Raw genomic sequence first — 16,258 nt, 5'->3', positions numbered from 1 at the left:
CGGACGGCCTAACCGGCACCAGGCGCGACCACGACGACGTGCGGAATCAGACTGCCTTCCCGCGCCAGCGGGAGGCCCCGACCCCGGCCACCACCAGCACCACCGCAAGCGACCAGGCGGGGGCGTTGCCATAGGTGACGATCGGCGTTGCGCCCTGACGGGGCGTCACCTCGGCCTCGAGCGTGGCCACCTCGAACTGCGGCGTGCGCTGACGCACCCGGCCGGTGGGGCCGATCACCGCGCTGATGCCGGTATTGGCCGCGCGCAACAGCGGGCGCCCGGCCTCCAGCGCGCGCATGCGCGCGATTTCCAGATGCTGATGCGGGGCGCTGGTATCGGCGAACCACGCATCGTTGGTGACATTCACGAGGATGCCCGCGGCCGGCAGGGCCCGGCGGATTTCCCGCGGAAAGGCATCCTCGAAACAGATGGAAATGCCCAGGCCGATGCCGTCCACCTCGATCAGCGGCTGGTCGATCGGCCCGCGGGTGAAGCTGTAGCGCATGTTCACTCCGTCGACCAGAGGCTTGATGAAGTCGGGTACCGGAAAATATTCGCCGAACGGCACCAGATGGCGCTTGCGGTAGCGGCCCTGATCGATGCCCATGGCCTCCACGACATTGAAGAACTGCTCCGCCACCCGGTCGTAGACCAGAAAACCGATCAGCTCGGTGCGACCGGTCTGTGCCGCCCGCTGATCGATATTGTCCAGATAATCCTCCTGCAGAACCCGCAGGGAGGGGATCGCGGCCTCCGGCCAGATCACCAGCCGGGCATCGACCTCGTCCGACAACTGCCGGTAGAGCCGCTTGGTGGGTTCCAGATTCTCCGGCCGCCATTTCTCGGCCTGATCGACATTACCCTGCAGAATGGCCACCGACAGCGGTGTTCCAGCCGGCGTGGTCCAGGACAACGGGGCGGGCAGCGCCCAGAGCCCGATCGGAAGCATCACCACCAGCGCCGCGGCCAGCACCCGGTCGAACAACCCACCGGCGAACAGCAGCCAGAGGGTGCCAGCCGCCGCCACCAGCAACGCGCCGAGGCCGTAGACGCCGACGATCGGCGCCAGCCCGCGCACCGGGGCGTCGATCAGCGTGTAGCCCAGCGACAGCCAGGGAAAGCCGGTGCCGACGGTGGCACGGGCCAGTTCCAGCAACAGCCAGGCGGCCGGCAAGGCCAACAGCGCCCAAACCGACCGTGGAAGACCGCGCATCGCCACGGCCAGCCCGCCGATCACCGCGGGAAACAGCGCCAGCACCGCCACCAGCAGGGCCACCAGGAACACGCCCAGGGCCAGCGGGGCGCCACCATAAACATGCGTACTGACAATCACCCAGTAGATGCCGGTGGCGAAATACCCCACGCCGAACCACCAGCCGCGCCAGGCCCCGCGCCGGGGCGTCGGCGCCTGCCACCAGAGAGCGAGCAGGCCGATCAGCCCGAGAAGGGTGAGCCCGTAATAACCGTAAGGCGCGAATCCGACGGTTACCAGCACCCCCAGCAACGGGGGCAGCAGCACATCCTGACACCAGGTCGCGAGCCGGAACCCGCCTCGCGTCACGCGTCGGCCTCGGGCAACACGGTCAGTGAAAACAGGTGGATGCGGCGCGAGTCGGCCCGCTGCACGTTAAACTGGAAGCGATCGATGACGACGGTCTCCCCGCGCCGCGGCATGTGGCCGAACTCGTGCATCACCAGGCCACCGATGGTGTCGAACTCCTCGTCCGAAAACTCGGTGCCGAAGTAGTCGTTGAACACCTCCACCGGTGTGAGGCTGCGGACCAGGTAGCGATTGGCCTCCTGGCGCAGGATCGAGGCGCCCTCGGTCTGGTCGTACTCGTCGTCGATGTCGCCGACGATCTGTTCCAGCGCGTCTTCGATGGTGACCAGCCCCGCCACGCCGCCGTACTCGTCCACCACCACCGCCATGTGGTTGCGCGAGGCACGGAATTCCTTGAGCAGCACGTTGACTCGCTTGGCCTCGGGCACGAATACCGCCGGCCGCAGCACGTCGTCCAGGTCGAAGCCGCGCTCGGAACCATCCATGGCCACCCGCAGCATATCCTTGGCCAGCAGAATGCCCACCACTTCGTCGCGGGATTCGCCGATCACCGGGAACCGCGAATGGCCCGACTCCAGCACCACCGGCAGGATGTGGGCCACTTCGGCATCGCGCTCGACCACCACCATCTGGGACCGCGGGATCATGATGTCGCGGACCTGGATCTCGGACACGCTGAGAACCCCCTGCATCATCCACAGGGCATCGCTGTCGAGCAGGTCGTTGGCCTGAGCCTCGCGCAGGACCTCGATCAGCTCCTCGCGGTCGCGCGGTGGTCCGGCCAGGCTCTGGCCCAGCTGGCGCAGCCAGCCGTTGCCGCGTTGATCGGGGGCGTCGGATTCCTGATTCATTGGCTCATCGTGTCGGTGTCGGCGGGTAGCGCGTAGGGATCGGCAATGCCCAGCCCTGCCAGCACCGCGCGTTCTTCGTTTTCCATGATGTCGGCGTCGGCATCCTCGACGTGATCGTACCCCAGAAGATGGAGCACGCCGTGGATGGTCAGATGCGCCCAGTGGTCGGCCACGGCCTTGTCCTGCGCCCTGGCCTCGCGCGCCACCAGCGGCGCACAGATGACCAGATCGCCCAGCAGATGACAATCGGGCAGGCCCGCGTCACAGGGGAAGGAAAGCACGTTGGTGGGCCCGCTGCGACCGCGGTAGCGATGATTGAGCGCCGCGCTTTCCGCCTCGTCCACCAGGCGCAGGCACAGCTCGGCCTGATCCCGCCGCCCGGCCAGCGCGGCCGCGACGGCGCGGGATAAGTCCTCGTCGTCGGGCGCGGGCTCGGCGGATTCGCGCTGGATGTCCACCACCAAGGTCACGATTCGGCCGCGTCCTCGTGGCGCTGATAGGCCTCCACGATGCGCTGGACCAGCGGGTGGCGGATCACGTCCTGACTGGTGAAACGGGTGATGCTGATGTCGCCGACGCCATCCAGCACCTCCAGCGCGTGGCGAAGACCCGATTTCTGGTGCCGCGGCAGATCGATCTGACTGGTGTCACCGTTGACCACTACCGTGGAGCCGTACCCGAAGCGGGTCAGGAACATCTTCATCTGCTCCACGGTGGTGTTCTGTGCTTCGTCGAGAATGATGAACGACTCGTTGAGCGTGCGCCCGCGCATGTAGGCCAACGGCGCGATCTCGATCACGTTGCGCTCGATCAGCCGCGCCACCCGCTCGAAGCCGAGCATTTCATAGAGCGCATCGTAGAGCGGGCGCAGATAGGGGTCGATCTTCTGCGCCAGATCGCCGGGCAGAAAACCCAGCCGTTCGCCCGCTTCGACTGCCGGCCGCACCAGCAGCAGTCGGCGCACACGGTCGGCCTCCAGCGCTGCCACCGCGCTGGCCACGGCCAGATAGGTCTTGCCGGTGCCGGCCGGGCCGACGCCGAAGTTCAGATCGAACTCGGCCAGGCTCTTGAGATAGCGCCGCTGGTTGGGACCACGGCCGCGGATCAGGCCGCGGCGCGTCTTTATCACGGGCTCATCGGCGGACGGGGCATCGGGATCGTCGTCGTCCACGCTCACGTCGCGGGCCGCCGAGCGCACCCCGATATGCACCCGTTCCGGGGTGACCGGCCCGCTGCGGGAGGCGTCGTACAGTTCACGCAGCACCGTGAAGGCGGCCGATACGGCCGCGTCCGGGCCATGCAGCTGGAAGCGGTTGCCCCGATTGTGAATTGCCACGCCGAGCCCCTGCTCGATCTGACGGAGGTTGGCATCCTCCGGACCGCACAGGTGGGCGAGCCGTTCCGGCTCGGCCGGCTCGAGTAGAAGTGATTGGCTGGCGACGGCCAAGATTGCACCACGACTCCGCCGTCAGGCGGAAATCGCCAGGGCCTCCTCGTGGTCCGCGAGACGGCCGCGCAGGGAATTGTTCAGAGCCTCAGTGACCACCACGTCGACCATGCGCCCGATCAGACCGGGATGGCCGTCGAAGTTGATCCAGCGGTTGGAGTCGGTGCGCCCGGCCAGCTGATTGCCGCCGCGCCGGGAGGCCCGTTCCACCAGCACCCGCTGCCGGGTGCCCACCATCGCCCCCATGTAATCGGCATTGAAGGCGTCGATGCGCCGCTGCAGGCGCTGCAGGCGTTCGCGCTTGACCTCGCGCGGGGTGTCGTCCTCCAGGTCCGCGGCCGGCGTGCCCGGGCGTTTGCTGTAGATGAAGGAAAAGGCCTGGTCGAAACCGATTTCCTCCACCAGCGCCATGGTGGCCTCGAAGTCCTCGTCGGTCTCGCCGGGGTAGCCCACGATGATGTCGGTGGACAGGCTGATATCCGGCCGCAACGTGCGCAGGCGGTCGATCTTGTCGCGGAAATCCGCCACCGTGTAGCCGCGCTTCATCGACTGCAGGATGCGATCGGACCCGGCCTGCACCGGCAGATGCAGATAGTTGGCCAGCTTGGGCACTTCGCCGTAGGCGGCGATCAGGGAATCCGAGAATTCCAGCGGGTGCGAGGTGGTGTAGCGGATCCGCTCGATGCCGTCGATGTCGGCCACGTAGTTGACCAGCAGCGCCAGGTCGCAGATGCCGGCATCGCGCCCCTGGTCGTCGACCATGGGTCCGCGATAGCCGTTGACGTTCTGACCCAGCAGGGTGATCTCGCGCACGCCCTGGGCGGCGAGCTCGGCCACTTCGAGAATGACATCGTCGAACGGACGGCTGATCTCCTCGCCCCGGGTGTAGGGCACCACGCAGAAACTGCAGTACTTGGAGCAGCCTTCCATGATCGACACGAACGCCGCCGGGCCCTCGGCGCGCGGCTCCGGTAGCCGGTCGAACTTCTCGATCTCGGGAAACGCGATGTCGATCACCGACGCGCGGTTGTCGATTACGTTGTCGACCATCTCCGGCAGCCGATGCAGCGTCTGCGGCCCGAACACCAGATCCACATACGGCGCCCGCTCGCGGATGGCATGGCCCTCCTGCGAGGCCACACAGCCACCCACGCCGATCACCAGCGAGGGATTGGCATCCTTGAGCGGCCGCCAGCGGCCGAGCTGGGAGAACACCTTCTCCTGCGCCTTCTCGCGCACCGAGCAGGTGTTCAGCAGAATGATATCGGCGGCCTCGGGCGTGTCCACGCGCTCGGCGCCGCCGTATTCACGCAGCACGTCCACCATCTTGATGGAGTCGTACTCGTTCATCTGGCAGCCCCAGGTCTGGACGTAAACTTTGCGGGTCATCGGTTCCGCTGACTCGGTAAACGGGCGCTCATTCTATTCCCTGACTGACCCGGGACGCTAACGGCGGGCCAGGTAAAACGCGCCCGGCTGGCTCACTGGTACTCACGAAAGCCTTCGCGCGCTTTGCGATTGGAACCCCGGTCGGGCACACCTGCAGCCGGCGCATCCCGGCCATCATTCGATCTCGAGCACCAGCTTGCCGGTGGCCTTGCGCGCCAGCATGTCATTGAGGGCATCGGCCGCCCGCGCCAGCGGATAGGTGCGGCTGACCACCGGCCGGAAGCGGCCCTGGTTGTACCACTGGATCAGCTGCATGAAGTTGGCCATGTTGGTCCGGGCGTCCACCTGCACGAACTTGCCCCAGAACACGCCGATCACCGAGCAGCCCTTCAGCAGCAGGCGATTGGCCGCGGCCTCCGGAATCCGGCCGGAGGCGAACCCCACCACCAGCAACCGGCCATCCCAGTTGATGCAGGACAGGCACTGGTCGAAGGCATCGCCCCCGACCGGGTCGAAGATCACGTCCGCGCCCTTGCCGTCGGTCAGGGCCTTGACCTGCTCCTTGAGCGGCTCGCCTTCCGCGTAGTTGATCAGATCGTCCGCGCCGTGCTCCGCACACAGGTCCAACTTGGCCTGGCTGCTGGCCGCCGCGATCACCCGCGCGCCCATCAGCTTGCCCAGTTGCACCGCGGCCAGCCCCACCCCGCCGGCGGCGCCCAGCACCAGCAGGGTCTCGCCCTCGGCCAGCCGTCCGCGCTGCTTCAGCGCGTGGATCACCGTGCCGTACACCAGCGGGAAACCGGCGGCCTCGCCGAACGGCATGTCCGGCGGCATCGGCACCACGCCCATGCCCGGCACCACCGCCTTTTCGGCATAGCCGCCCCAGGTCATCAGGGCCATGGCCCGGTCACCGGGCTTGACGTGGGACACGCCCTCGCCCACTTCCAGCACCTCGCCGGCCACCTCGCCCCCGGGGGAGAACGGCATGTCCGGCTTGAACTGGTACTTGCCCTGGATGATGAGCGTATCCGGGAAATTCACCCCGGCCGCCTTCACTCCGATAAGGACCTCGCCCTTGCCCGGAATCGGATCATCGGCATCGGCGTATTCCAGCGACTCCGGCGGACCGTGCTGGGTACAGAGAATGGCTTTCATGAGCACACCGGCATGACTATCGAAAATGGATTGGCGGGCGAACGCCGGGGCGACCGCGCCGGAGAGCGGCGGACACACCCGCGGTCACGGCGCACGGGCCTTTTAGAACGGAATATCGTCGTCCAGGTCCTCGTCGAACCCCTGCTCGGCGGGGGCCGGCTGGGGTTTTGACTGCGGCTGGCGCTGCTGCCCGCCGCCCTGGTACTGACCACCACCCTGGCCGCCGCCGTCGTAGCTGGCACTGCCGCCGCCACCGCGCCCGTCGAGCATCTGCATGTCGTTGGCCACGATCTCGGTGGTGAACCGGTCCTGGCCGTCCTGCCCCTGCCACTTGCGGGTCTGGATGCGGCCCTCGACGTAGATCTTGCTGCCCTTCTTCAGATATTCGCCGGCGATTTCCGCCATGCGTCCGAAGAACACCAGACGATGCCATTCGGTGCGATCCTGCATCTCGCCGGACTGCTTGTCCTTCCACTGGTCGGACGTGGCCAGATTCACGTTGGCCACCGCCGTGCCGCCGGCGGTATAGCGAACCTCCGGGTCGGCGCCGAGATTGCCGATCAGAATCGCCTTGTTGATACCGCGTGCCATGCCTTGTCTCCTGCTGTCTGTTTCGAGGAACGCTAGAGCGTCCGAATCTGCCGGCTAGTCTGCCCCTGCCGGCAGTTGCTGCGCAACGGGCGGCCGCAGGCCCCAGGCCACGATCAGCCAGATCACGGCCAGCAGGGCGCTGCCGCCGAACACGCCGGTGGCGCCGAGGTGCTGGAAGGTCAGGCCACCCGCGGCCCCGCCGACGAAGGCCCCGAAGAACTGGCTGGCGGAATACACCCCCAGCCCGGCGCCACGCACGCTGGTATCGCAGACCCGGGACACCAGCGACGGCAGCGTGGCTTCCAGCAGGTTGAACGCCCCGAAGAACGCCAGCAGTGCGGCCACCATCCCCGCCACACTGCCCTGCCCCCAGATCAGCGCCGCGGCCGCCATGGCCAGCAACGCGACCGCCCCCAGGAACACCGCCCGGGTGTGACCGCGACCTTCGGCCAGCCGCATCAGCGGCATGGTCAGCGCCAGCGAGCCCAGCATCACGGGGAGGTAGATCATCCAGTGATGGCCCTTGGCCACGCCGAGATCATCGGCCAGGGTCACCGGCACCACCACGAACAGCGCGGTGAGAATGGCATGCAGAATGAAGATGCCGGCATCCAGCCGCAGCAGCTGGCCGTCCGCCACCACCCGGCGGATGTCCCGCAGGATGCCGGCGTGGGCCGCCCGCTTGGCGGGTGCCGGCGGCACCACCCAGATCACCAGCGGGATGCAGGCCAGCGCCAGTACCACCGTCAGGCCGAAGATGCCCGGCACGCCGATCCAGCGATCGAGCACCGGCCCCAGCATCAGCGCCAGGGTGAACGAGGCCCCGATGCCGATGCCCAGCACCAGCATGGCGGTGGTGCGCTGGCGTTCGCGGGTGAGGTCGGCCAGCAACGCATTGGTGACCGCCGCAATTGCCCCGGCGCCCTGCAGCGCCCGCCCGGCGATGATCCAGTGGATATTGTCGGCCACCGCCGCCAGCGCGCTGCCGGCCGCGAATACCAGCAATCCGAACACGATCATGGGCTTGCGCCCGACGCGGTCCGAGGCCATGCCGAAGGGAATCTGCAGCAGCGCCTGAGTCAGCCCGTAGATGCCCAGCGCCAGCCCCACCTGGAACGGGGTGGCCGTGGGCAGATCCTGGGCGTAGAGGGCGAAAACCGGCAGGATCATGAACAGACCCAGCATGCGCGCGGCGTAGATCGCCGCCAGCCCGCCGGTGGCTCGCCATTCCAGGGCGTTCACGGGTGAATCCGGGACCGGCAGTCGGGTTGTTCGAACAGCGGGAAAATGATCGTCGATCCTCTGGAAACGATTGACGGGATGCCGTGAAAACCGCCTCGCGGCAGTGTTTTTGCGCGCATTTTGCGCGGCGCAGTATAGTACACGGTTGATCCGTTCCCCGACCCGCTGCTTCCCCGATGGATTCAATCACCATACGTGGCGCCCGCACCCACAACCTCAAGAACGTGGATGTGGTTCTGCCGCGCGACAAGCTGATCGTGATCACCGGGCTTTCGGGCTCCGGCAAGTCCAGCCTGGCCTTCGACACCATCTATGCCGAGGGCCAGCGGCGCTATGTGGAATCGCTGTCCGCCTACGCCCGCCAGTTCCTGTCGATGATGGAAAAGCCGGACATCGACAGCATCGAGGGGCTGTCGCCGGCGATTTCCATCGAGCAGAAATCCACCTCCCACAATCCGCGCTCCACGGTGGGCACGGTCACCGAAATCCACGACTACCTGCGCCTGCTGTTCGCGCGCACCGGCATTCCCTACTGCCCGGATCACGACGAACCGCTGACCATCCAGACGGTGTCGCAGATGGTGGACACCACGCTGACCCAGGAGACGGATTCCGCGTGGATGCTGCTGGCCCCGGTGATCCGCTCGCGCAAGGGCGAGCACCGTGACGTGTTCGAACAGATGCGGGGGGCCGGCTTCATCCGCGCGCGGGTGGACGGCGAGGTGATCGAGATCGACGAGGTCCCCGAGCTCGACCCCAAGAAGAAGCACGACATTGAGATCGTGGTGGACCGCTTCAAGGTCCGCGACGGCATTCAGCAGCGCCTGGCCGAGTCGTTCGAAACCGCCCTGCGGCTGGCAGAGGGCATTGCCTGGATCCTGCCCTGGCGCGGCGACGGCGAACCCGAAGTGTTCTCGGCGCGCTTTGCCTGCCCCACCTGCGGTTATTCCATCAACGACATGGAACCGCGGCTGTTTTCCTTCAACAGCCCGCACGGGGCCTGTTCCTCCTGTGATGGCCTGGGTTCGATGTCGGTGTTCGATCCCGATCGGGTGATCACCGACCCGGCGCTGTCGCTGGCCGGCGGCGCGGTACGCGGCTGGGACCGCCGCAACCCGTACTTCTTCGGCATCATCGAATCCCTGGCCGAGCGCTACGGCTTCGACCTGGAGTCACCCTGGGCGGACCTGCCCGAACAGGCCCGCGACGTGATCCTGAACGGGTCGGGCGGCGCGAAGATCGAGTTCCGTTATGTCAGCGCCCGCGGCCGGCGCAAGGTCCGCCGCCACGCCTTCGAGGGCGTGATCCGCAACATGGAGCGGCGCTACGCCGAAACCGACTCCATGGCGGTGCGTGAAGAACTGGCCAAGTATCTGTCCAACAAGCCCTGCCCGGTGTGCCGTGGGGCGCGGCTCAACCGGGCGGCGCGGCACGTGAGGGTGGCCGACGCCACTCTGCCGATGCTGGCGAGCATGAGCATCGGCAACGCGTTCGAAGCGGTTGGCGCGTTGCAGATCGGGGGCCACCGCGCGGACATCGCGGCCCCCATTATCAAGGAAATCCGCCAGCGGCTGGAATTCCTGGTCAACGTGGGGCTGGACTATCTGACGCTGTCGCGCAGCGCCGAAACCCTGTCCGGCGGCGAGGCCCAGCGCATTCGCCTTGCCAGCCAGATCGGCGCCGGCCTGGTGGGGGTGATGTACGTGCTCGACGAGCCCTCCATCGGCCTGCACCAGCGCGATAACCGACGGCTGCTCAATACGCTGGAACGGCTGCGCGATCTAGGCAACACCGTGATCGTGGTGGAACACGACGAGGAGGCCATCCGCGAGGCCGACTTCGTGCTCGACATGGGCCCGGGCGCCGGTGACCACGGCGGCCACGTGGTGGCCAGCGGCACGGCCGAGCAGATTGCCGCGGAACCGCAATCGCTGACCGGCCAGTACCTGGCCGGCACCCGGCAGATCGACATCCCTGCCGAACGCCTGCCCTTCGACCGCAAACGCATGCTGTCGGTGCGGGGCGCCCGCGGCAACAATCTCAAGAACGTGGATGTGGACATCAGCCTGGGGCAGTTGACCTGCATCACCGGCGTATCCGGGTCGGGCAAGTCCACCCTGATCAACGAAACCCTGCTGCCGGCGGTGGCCCGCCAGGTCAACCGGACCGTGGCCCGCTCCGCACCAGTCACCAGCATCGAGGGCCTGCATCACCTGGACAAGGTGATCGACATCGACCAGTCTCCGATCGGCCGCACGCCGCGCTCCAATCCCGCCACCTATACCGGCCTGTTCAGCCCTATCCGCGATCTGTTCGCGGCCACCCCCGAGGCGCGGGCCCGCGGCTACAAGGCCGGCCGGTTCTCGTTCAACGTCAAGGGCGGACGCTGCGAGGCCTGCCAGGGCGACGGCGTGATCAAGGTGGAGATGCATTTCCTGCCGGACGTCTACGTCACCTGCGATGTCTGCCAGGGGGCCCGCTACAACCGCGAAACCCTGGAAGTGCACTACAAGGGCAAGACCATCCACGAGGTGCTGGAAATGACGGTGGAGGCGGCCCTGGATTTCTTCCAGCCGGTGCCGGCGCTGCGGCGCAAGCTGGAAACGCTGATGGATGTGGGGCTGTCCTACGTCAAGCTGGGGCAGAACGCCACCACGCTATCCGGCGGCGAGGCCCAGCGCATCAAGCTGGCCCGCGAACTGTCCAAGCGGGATACCGGCAAGACGCTCTACATCCTGGATGAACCGACTACCGGGCTGCACTTCCACGACATCGCCCAGCTTTTGCGGGTCCTCGGCCGGCTGCGCGACCACGGCAACGCGGTGGTGGTGATCGAGCACAACCTGGACGTGATCAAGACCGCCGACTGGATCATCGATCTCGGCCCGGAGGGCGGCGACGGCGGCGGCACGGTGATCGCTACCGGCACGCCGGAGGACGTGGCCGCGGTCGAAGCCTCGCACACCGGCCGCTTCCTGGCCGACATCCTGCCGGGAGCCAAGCGGCGCAAGGCGGGGTGAGGCCGGACACTCCACATGGCGTAACAGTTGGCGGATTGCTAATCTGCCGCACATGACGGACGAAACCACTGACATCCGCGACCGCATCACGGTCAATCCGCGTCAGTGCGGCGGTCGGCCCTGCGTGCGCGGCATGCGGATCCGAGTCATCGACGTACTCGATCTGCTGGCCAGCGGCCTGAGTTCGGCGGAAGTTCTGGCCGAATTGCCGGATCTGGAAGCGGCCGATATCCAGGCCTGCCTGCGTTACGCCCGTGACCGGCTGGATCATCCGGTGATTGCGGCTTGACGCTGTGGCTTGACGCACAGCTCTCACCCCATCTCGCCGCCTGGCTGGCCCGCCAATTCGATATTGAAGCCGTTTCCGCTGCGCGGCTGGGGCTTCATGATGCGGACGACGAATCCATTTTCCACGCTGCGCGGGCGGCGAATGCGGTTGTCATGACCAAGGACCATGACTTCGTGCGACTGGTGGAACGGTTCGGACCGCCACCCGCCGTGATCTGGCTGACCTGCGGCAATACATCCAATCGCCATCTGCAGACGCTACTCGCGAACAGTCTGGCGCAGGTCCTCGCACTGCTTGATGCCGGCGAATCCCTGGTGGAGATCAGCGACCGGAAGTAGCCCTATTCCAGCCAGATCACGCTCGCCATCCGCCCGGTCACCCCGTCCCGTCGGTAGGAATAGAAGCGCGCCGGATCGGAGACGGTGCACAGCCCGCCCCCGAACACCGCCGTCACCCCGGCGGCGGCCAGTTCACCCCGGGCCAGTGCGTACAGATCTCCCAGGTACTTGCCGGCCGTCGCGCCGGGACGGAACGCCAGCTCGTGGGTCGGCTCGCGTTGCAGGAAAGCGTCGCGCACTTCGGGCCCCACTTCGAAGGCACCCGGGCCGATGGCCGGCCCCAGCCAGGCCATGAGCGATGCCGGGTCCACATCCAGCGCCGCCACCGTCGCCGCCAGTACCCCGTCGGCCAGCCCCCGCCAGCCGGCGTGGGCCGCCGCGACCCGCTCGCCATCTCGATCGCAGAACAGCACCGGCAGGCAGTCGGCGGTGAGCACCACACAGACCGCGCCCGGGCCCCGAGCCACCGCGGCATCCGCCGTCTGACCCGGACCCGCCGCGGCATCAGCCACGTCGATACCGTGCACCTGCTGCAGCCAGGCCGGTTCGGCGGGCAATTCCAGACAGCCCCGGAGCCGGGTCCGGTTTTCCGCCACCGCTGCGGGATCGTCGTTGGTATGCCCCCCGAGATTGAGGCTGCGCCAGGGGCCCTGACTGACCCCGCCGCTACGCAGGCTGGTGCCGGCACGCACACGGGCAGGGGCCGGCCAGTCGGCCGGCAGGAAGTCGTCCCGGGTCATGCCGCCTCGCGCGCCAGCCGGTCGGCCTCGAGCTCGGCCAGCAGGCGGCGCAGGTCATCCGGGGGATCGGCCCGCCAGGTCAGAAACTCGCCACTCGACGGATGCGTCAGCCCCAGACGACGGGCATGCAGGGCCTGTCGACGAAAGCCGGTCAATACCTCGCGCAGGCCCGCGGTAGCTCCGGCGGGCGGCGCCGGGCGGCCGCCGTAGACCGGATCGCCCACAATCGGGTGTCGCAGATGCTGCATGTGCACGCGAATCTGATGCGTGCGCCCGGATTCGAGCTGCAGCCGCAGGTGGGTATGGGCGTGAAAACGCTGCAGCAACCGGTAGTGGGTCACCGACGGCCGCGCCCCCGGGCGCACGTCCATGCGCTTGCGGTCCACCGGATGCCGGCCGATCGGCGCATCCACCAAGCCTCCCGCCGTCAGCACGCCCTGCACCAAGGCCTCGTATTCGCGCTTGATCTCGCGCGCCCCCAGGGCGTCCACCAGATACTTGTGGGCCGGCAGGGTCCGGGCCACCACCATCAACCCACTGGTGTCCTTGTCCAGGCGATGGACGATGCCGGCCCGGGGCAGTTCGGCCAGACGCGGATCATGATGTAGCAGTGCATTCTGCAGGGTGCCGTCGTGATTGCCGGCACCGGGATGCACCACCAGGCCGGCGGGCTTGTTGACCACCAGCAGGCTGTCGTCCTCGTGCCGGATGTCGAGGGGTATCGCTTCCGGTGCGACCGCCGTGTCGTGCTCGCCCGGTTCCAGCCGGGCCTGGATGCGCTCGCCGCCCTGCACTGCCGAACGCGGTACCGCGGTTTCCCCGTTCACGCGGATGGCGCCAGTCCGCAGCCAGGCCTGCAGGCGGCTGCGCGAGTAGTCGTTCAGAAGCTGCGCCAGTACCTTGTCGAGGCGCTGACCGGCCAGCTCCACCGGAATGGTGAACTCGCGGCACTCGCTATTACTCGCGTCGGACATCATTCGGTATACTCGGACGGTTATTTCCCAGCGCGGTCGCCGGCCTGCGATCGAAGTCAGATTAGCATGCGAACCTCCATCGTCCTCGTTCTGTTGACCGCCGTCATGGCAACCCTCGGCGGCTGCGCCAGCTCCGACCGGGCTGATGAATTGCAGGTGGCGCGCGACATCGTCGGCGGCGGCGAGGGTCGGGCGGTCGCCCGGGCCGATGCGGAAACGCTGTACAACACGGCCCGCGGATTCCTGGACTCCAACGATCCGCAAAAGGCGCTGGAGCTCTACGAGGAAATCCAGGCCCGCTTCCCGTTCACCGAATTCGCGATCCAGGCGCAGCTGGAGACCATCTACGCGAACAAGGCCGCCAAGCAGCCGGACGCCGCCCTGGCCGCCGCTGACCGCTTCATCAAGCAGCATCCGCGGCATCCGGCCATCGACTATGTCTACTACCTGCGCGGTGCGACCAACTACGATCGCGTGGAGGCGGAAACCGTTCTCGGCGCGGACCCGGACAAGCGCGACCCGACCCAGCTCCGGCAGGCGTTCACCGATTTCAACCTGCTGATCCGCAACTATCCCGACAGCGTCTATCGCAAGGATGCCCAGCTGCGGATGATCAACATCCGTCACCGGCTGGCCGCGCACAGCCTGTCGATTGCGGAGTACTACCTGAAGCGGCGGGCCTATGTCGCCGCCAGCCGCCGGGCCGAGTTCGTGGTGGAGCGCTATCAGGGCACCGATTCCATCCCGCGGGCGCTCGAAATCATGGAACACGCCTACCGCAAGGCGGGGCTGGAGGAACTGGCACTCAACGCCCAGGCGGTGCTGACCGCGTCCTACCCCGGCTTCCTGGTGCATCGCCGGGAGTTCTACCGGCAGCAGGAGGGCCTGGAGCCCCGTTACGACCTGCCGCCGCTGGATCAGCCGCCGACGACTGCCGGCGACCAGCCGGACACCCCGTCGTCAGTGGCCGCGCCGCCGCCCGCCGGCGGCCGTACCGCCTACAAGTCCCCGTAGACCGCGGTAATCGGATAGCGCCGATCGCGCCCGAATGCGCGGTCGGTCACTTTCGGACCCGGTGCTGCCTGACGGCGCTTGTACTCCGCACGTCGCACCAGTTGTGCCACCCGCCGCACATCGGTCTCGTCGTAACCCTGGGCGACGATATCGGCCACCGACCGCCCCCGTTCGACGTACGCCTCGATGATCGGGTCCAGCAGATCGTAGGGCGGCAGTGAATCGGTATCCGCCTGGTCGGGGCGCAGTTCGGCCGAGGGCGGCCGGTCGATCACCTCGGTCGGGATGATCTCGCCGCGGGCGTTGCGCAGACGGGACATGCGGTAGACGTCGGTCTTGTAGACGTCCTTGAGCGGTGCGAACCCCCCGCACATGTCACCGTAGAGCGTGGCATAGCCCACTGCCATTTCGCTCTTGTTGCCGGTGGCCAGAACCAGATAGTTGAACTTGTTGGATAGCGCCATCAGCAGCCCGCCGCGAATGCGCGACTGCAGATTCTCCTCGGTGGTGTCCGGGTCGCGGTCGGCAAACAGCGGCGTGAGGGTTTCCAGGTAGCGGGCGAAGATCGGCTCGATCGGTACTTCTTCGTAGCGGGCGCCCTGCCGCTCGGCCTGACGGGCGGCATAGGTGTTGCTAACCTCTGCGGTATAGCGCGAGGGCATGCCCACCGCCCACACCCGGTCGCCGCCAATGGCGTCGCCCGCCACCGCCAGGGTCAGCGCCGAATCGATGCCGCCGGACAGGCCCACCAGCACGCCAGCGAACCCGTTTCGCTCGACGTAGTCGCGGGTGGCCTGAACCACTGCGTCGTAAGCCACCGATACTTCATCGGAATCCGCCGGCGCGATCTCGCCCCGGGGTTCGTCGCCGTCGACCTCCAGCGCGAACACGCCCTCGATGAAGGCCGGGGCGCTTGCCCGCAGCCGGCCGGTAGCATCCAGCGCCATCGAGCGCCCGTCGAACACCAGCTCGTCCTGGCCACCGACACAGTTGACATAGACGATGGGCAGGGCGTTATCGCGGGCACGACGAGCCACCACCCGTTCCCGCTCGGCCTGCTTGCCCATGGAAAACGGCGACGCGTTCAGATTGACCAGCACGCGGGCCCCCGCCGCCTGGGCCGCGGCCGCCGGTTCGGGCTGCCAGATGTCCTCGCAGATGGTCACGCCCACCGGTATCCCGGCCACCTCGACCACACAGGGGGCGTCGCCGGGCTGGTAATGGCGGCGCTCGTCGAACACGCCATAGTTGGGCAGGCACTGCTTGCGATAGTTGGCGCGGCGAACCCCGTCGGTGATCACCAGCGCGGCGTTGTAGATGGCATCGCCGGTGAACTCGGGATATCCCACCACCGCGGTAATGCCCTGCACCTCCCGGGTAATCCGGTCCACCCCGCGGGCCACGGCATCGGGCAGTCCCTGGCGCAGCAGCAGGTCATCCGGCGGGTAGCCCAGTACCGCCATTTCCGGAAACACCACCAGATCGGCGCGGTGGTGATCCCGGGCTTCGGCCACCGCCGCCACCATCTTGTCCACGTTGCCTTCGATGTCCCCAACCCACAGGTTGAGCTGGGCCATGGCAATCCGGCAGGGCTGGGTCATGGGCGGGAGCGACCGGGGGACAACGCGCGATTCGCGCTGGATAGAC

15 protein-coding genes are annotated in these 16,258 nt (G+C 67.4%); 4 read left to right on the top strand and 11 right to left on the bottom strand.

Annotated features, from left to right (window positions below):
• Window positions 1–46: 46 nt before the first annotated feature.
• The 8 genes from lnt to RM531_RS03965 all read right to left on the bottom strand — a co-directional run bounded on the left by lnt (window position 47) and on the right by RM531_RS03965 (window position 8,236).
• Complete coding sequence (gene lnt, locus RM531_RS04000) at window positions 47–1,519, bottom strand: apolipoprotein N-acyltransferase (RefSeq protein WP_311657489.1); 1,473 nt, start codon at window positions 1,517–1,519, stop codon at window positions 47–49.
• Between the two features lie 38 nt (window positions 1,520–1,557).
• Window positions 1,558–2,412, bottom strand: a complete 855-nt coding sequence (locus tag RM531_RS03995; RefSeq protein ID WP_311653975.1) for a CorC family transporter — start codon at window positions 2,410–2,412, stop codon at window positions 1,558–1,560.
• Window positions 2,409–2,882 (bottom strand): rRNA maturation RNase YbeY, encoded by a 474-nt coding sequence (ybeY, locus tag RM531_RS03990; protein ID WP_311657488.1) that lies wholly within the window; start codon window positions 2,880–2,882, stop codon window positions 2,409–2,411. Before ybeY ends, RM531_RS03995 begins: the two co-directional genes overlap by 4 nt.
• Window positions 2,879–3,859, bottom strand: a complete 981-nt coding sequence (locus RM531_RS03985) for a PhoH family protein (RefSeq protein ID WP_311653973.1) — start codon at window positions 3,857–3,859, stop codon at window positions 2,879–2,881. The genes ybeY and RM531_RS03985 overlap by 4 nt, the downstream gene beginning before the upstream one ends.
• A gap of 21 nt (window positions 3,860–3,880) precedes the next feature.
• Entirely contained in the window at window positions 3,881–5,248 is a 1,368-nt protein-coding gene (gene miaB / locus RM531_RS03980; protein ID WP_311657487.1) for a tRNA (N6-isopentenyl adenosine(37)-C2)-methylthiotransferase MiaB, read from the bottom strand.
• A 174-nt stretch (window positions 5,249–5,422) separates the two neighbouring features.
• Window positions 5,423–6,403, bottom strand: coding sequence for an NADPH:quinone oxidoreductase family protein (locus RM531_RS03975; protein WP_311657485.1), 981 nt, complete (start codon window positions 6,401–6,403; stop codon window positions 5,423–5,425).
• Between the two features lie 102 nt (window positions 6,404–6,505).
• Window positions 6,506–6,994: a single-stranded DNA-binding protein gene (ssb, locus tag RM531_RS03970; protein ID WP_311657484.1), complete on the bottom strand. Its 489-nt coding sequence runs from the start codon at window positions 6,992–6,994 to the stop codon at window positions 6,506–6,508.
• Between the two features lie 54 nt (window positions 6,995–7,048).
• A complete protein-coding gene (locus tag RM531_RS03965) occupies window positions 7,049–8,236 on the bottom strand; it encodes an MFS transporter (RefSeq protein ID WP_311657483.1) in 1,188 nt (395 codons plus the stop codon).
• 176 nt (window positions 8,237–8,412) lie between these two features.
• On the opposite strand from RM531_RS03965, the gene uvrA reads away from it, so the two are divergent.
• The 3 genes from uvrA to RM531_RS03950 are packed head-to-tail and all read left to right on the top strand — an operon-like array spanning window position 8,413 to window position 11,883.
• Window positions 8,413–11,256 carry an excinuclease ABC subunit UvrA gene (gene uvrA, locus RM531_RS03960; RefSeq protein ID WP_311657481.1) on the top strand — a complete coding sequence of 948 codons (2,844 nt, stop codon included), beginning with the start codon at window positions 8,413–8,415 and terminating at the stop codon, window positions 11,254–11,256.
• 52 nt (window positions 11,257–11,308) lie between these two features.
• Window positions 11,309–11,545 carry a DUF433 domain-containing protein gene (locus tag RM531_RS03955; RefSeq protein ID WP_311657480.1) on the top strand — a complete coding sequence of 79 codons (237 nt, stop codon included), beginning with the start codon at window positions 11,309–11,311 and terminating at the stop codon, window positions 11,543–11,545.
• Window positions 11,542–11,883 (top strand): DUF5615 family PIN-like protein, encoded by a 342-nt coding sequence (locus RM531_RS03950; protein WP_311657479.1) that lies wholly within the window; start codon window positions 11,542–11,544, stop codon window positions 11,881–11,883. Before RM531_RS03955 ends, RM531_RS03950 begins: the two co-directional genes overlap by 4 nt.
• 2 nt (window positions 11,884–11,885) lie before the next feature.
• Here the strand turns inward: RM531_RS03950 and pgeF are convergent, their stop codons facing one another.
• Window positions 11,886–12,623 carry a peptidoglycan editing factor PgeF gene (pgeF, locus tag RM531_RS03945; protein WP_311657478.1) on the bottom strand — a complete coding sequence of 246 codons (738 nt, stop codon included), beginning with the start codon at window positions 12,621–12,623 and terminating at the stop codon, window positions 11,886–11,888.
• On the bottom strand, window positions 12,620–13,600 hold the full coding sequence (gene rluD / locus RM531_RS03940; RefSeq protein WP_311657477.1) for a 23S rRNA pseudouridine(1911/1915/1917) synthase RluD: 981 nt from the start codon (window positions 13,598–13,600) through the stop codon (window positions 12,620–12,622). The genes pgeF and rluD overlap by 4 nt, the downstream gene beginning before the upstream one ends.
• 63 nt (window positions 13,601–13,663) lie before the next feature.
• Here rluD and RM531_RS03935 point away from each other — a divergent pair, with 63 nt between their 5' ends.
• A complete protein-coding gene (locus tag RM531_RS03935) occupies window positions 13,664–14,611 on the top strand; it encodes an outer membrane protein assembly factor BamD (protein WP_311657476.1) in 948 nt (315 codons plus the stop codon).
• Here RM531_RS03935 and RM531_RS03930 read toward each other — a convergent pair.
• Window positions 14,596–16,212 (bottom strand): NAD+ synthase, encoded by a 1,617-nt coding sequence (locus RM531_RS03930; protein WP_311657474.1) that lies wholly within the window; start codon window positions 16,210–16,212, stop codon window positions 14,596–14,598. The two genes, RM531_RS03935 and RM531_RS03930, sit on opposite strands and share 16 nt — an antisense overlap.
• Window positions 16,213–16,258 lie beyond the last annotated feature (46 nt).

The organism is Spectribacter acetivorans, assembly GCF_031846305.1.
Lineage (GTDB): Bacteria > Pseudomonadota > Gammaproteobacteria > Nevskiales > Salinisphaeraceae > Spectribacter > Spectribacter acetivorans.
The sequence above is the reverse complement of the archived record's forward strand: the minus strand, read 5'-3'. Positions and strand labels throughout refer to the sequence as shown.

Excerpts from the sequence above, each read along its gene's own strand:
- RM531_RS03995 (WP_311653975.1), bottom strand. The coding sequence starts at position 2,412 with ATGAATCAGGAATCCGACGCCCCCGATCAACGCGGCAACGGCTGGCTG.
- miaB (WP_311657487.1), bottom strand. The coding sequence starts at position 5,248 with ATGACCCGCAAAGTTTACGTCCAGACCTGGGGCTGCCAGATGAACGAG.
- RM531_RS03975 (WP_311657485.1), bottom strand. The coding sequence starts at position 6,403 with ATGAAAGCCATTCTCTGTACCCAGCACGGTCCGCCGGAGTCGCTGGAA.
- ssb (WP_311657484.1), bottom strand. The coding sequence starts at position 6,994 with ATGGCACGCGGTATCAACAAGGCGATTCTGATCGGCAATCTCGGCGCC.
- uvrA (WP_311657481.1), top strand. The coding sequence starts at position 8,413 with ATGGATTCAATCACCATACGTGGCGCCCGCACCCACAACCTCAAGAAC.
- RM531_RS03955 (WP_311657480.1), top strand. The coding sequence starts at position 11,309 with ATGACGGACGAAACCACTGACATCCGCGACCGCATCACGGTCAATCCG.
- pgeF (WP_311657478.1), bottom strand. The coding sequence starts at position 12,623 with ATGACCCGGGACGACTTCCTGCCGGCCGACTGGCCGGCCCCTGCCCGT.
- rluD (WP_311657477.1), bottom strand. The coding sequence starts at position 13,600 with ATGATGTCCGACGCGAGTAATAGCGAGTGCCGCGAGTTCACCATTCCG.
- RM531_RS03935 (WP_311657476.1), top strand. The coding sequence starts at position 13,664 with ATGCGAACCTCCATCGTCCTCGTTCTGTTGACCGCCGTCATGGCAACC.
- RM531_RS03930 (WP_311657474.1), bottom strand. The coding sequence starts at position 16,212 with ATGACCCAGCCCTGCCGGATTGCCATGGCCCAGCTCAACCTGTGGGTT.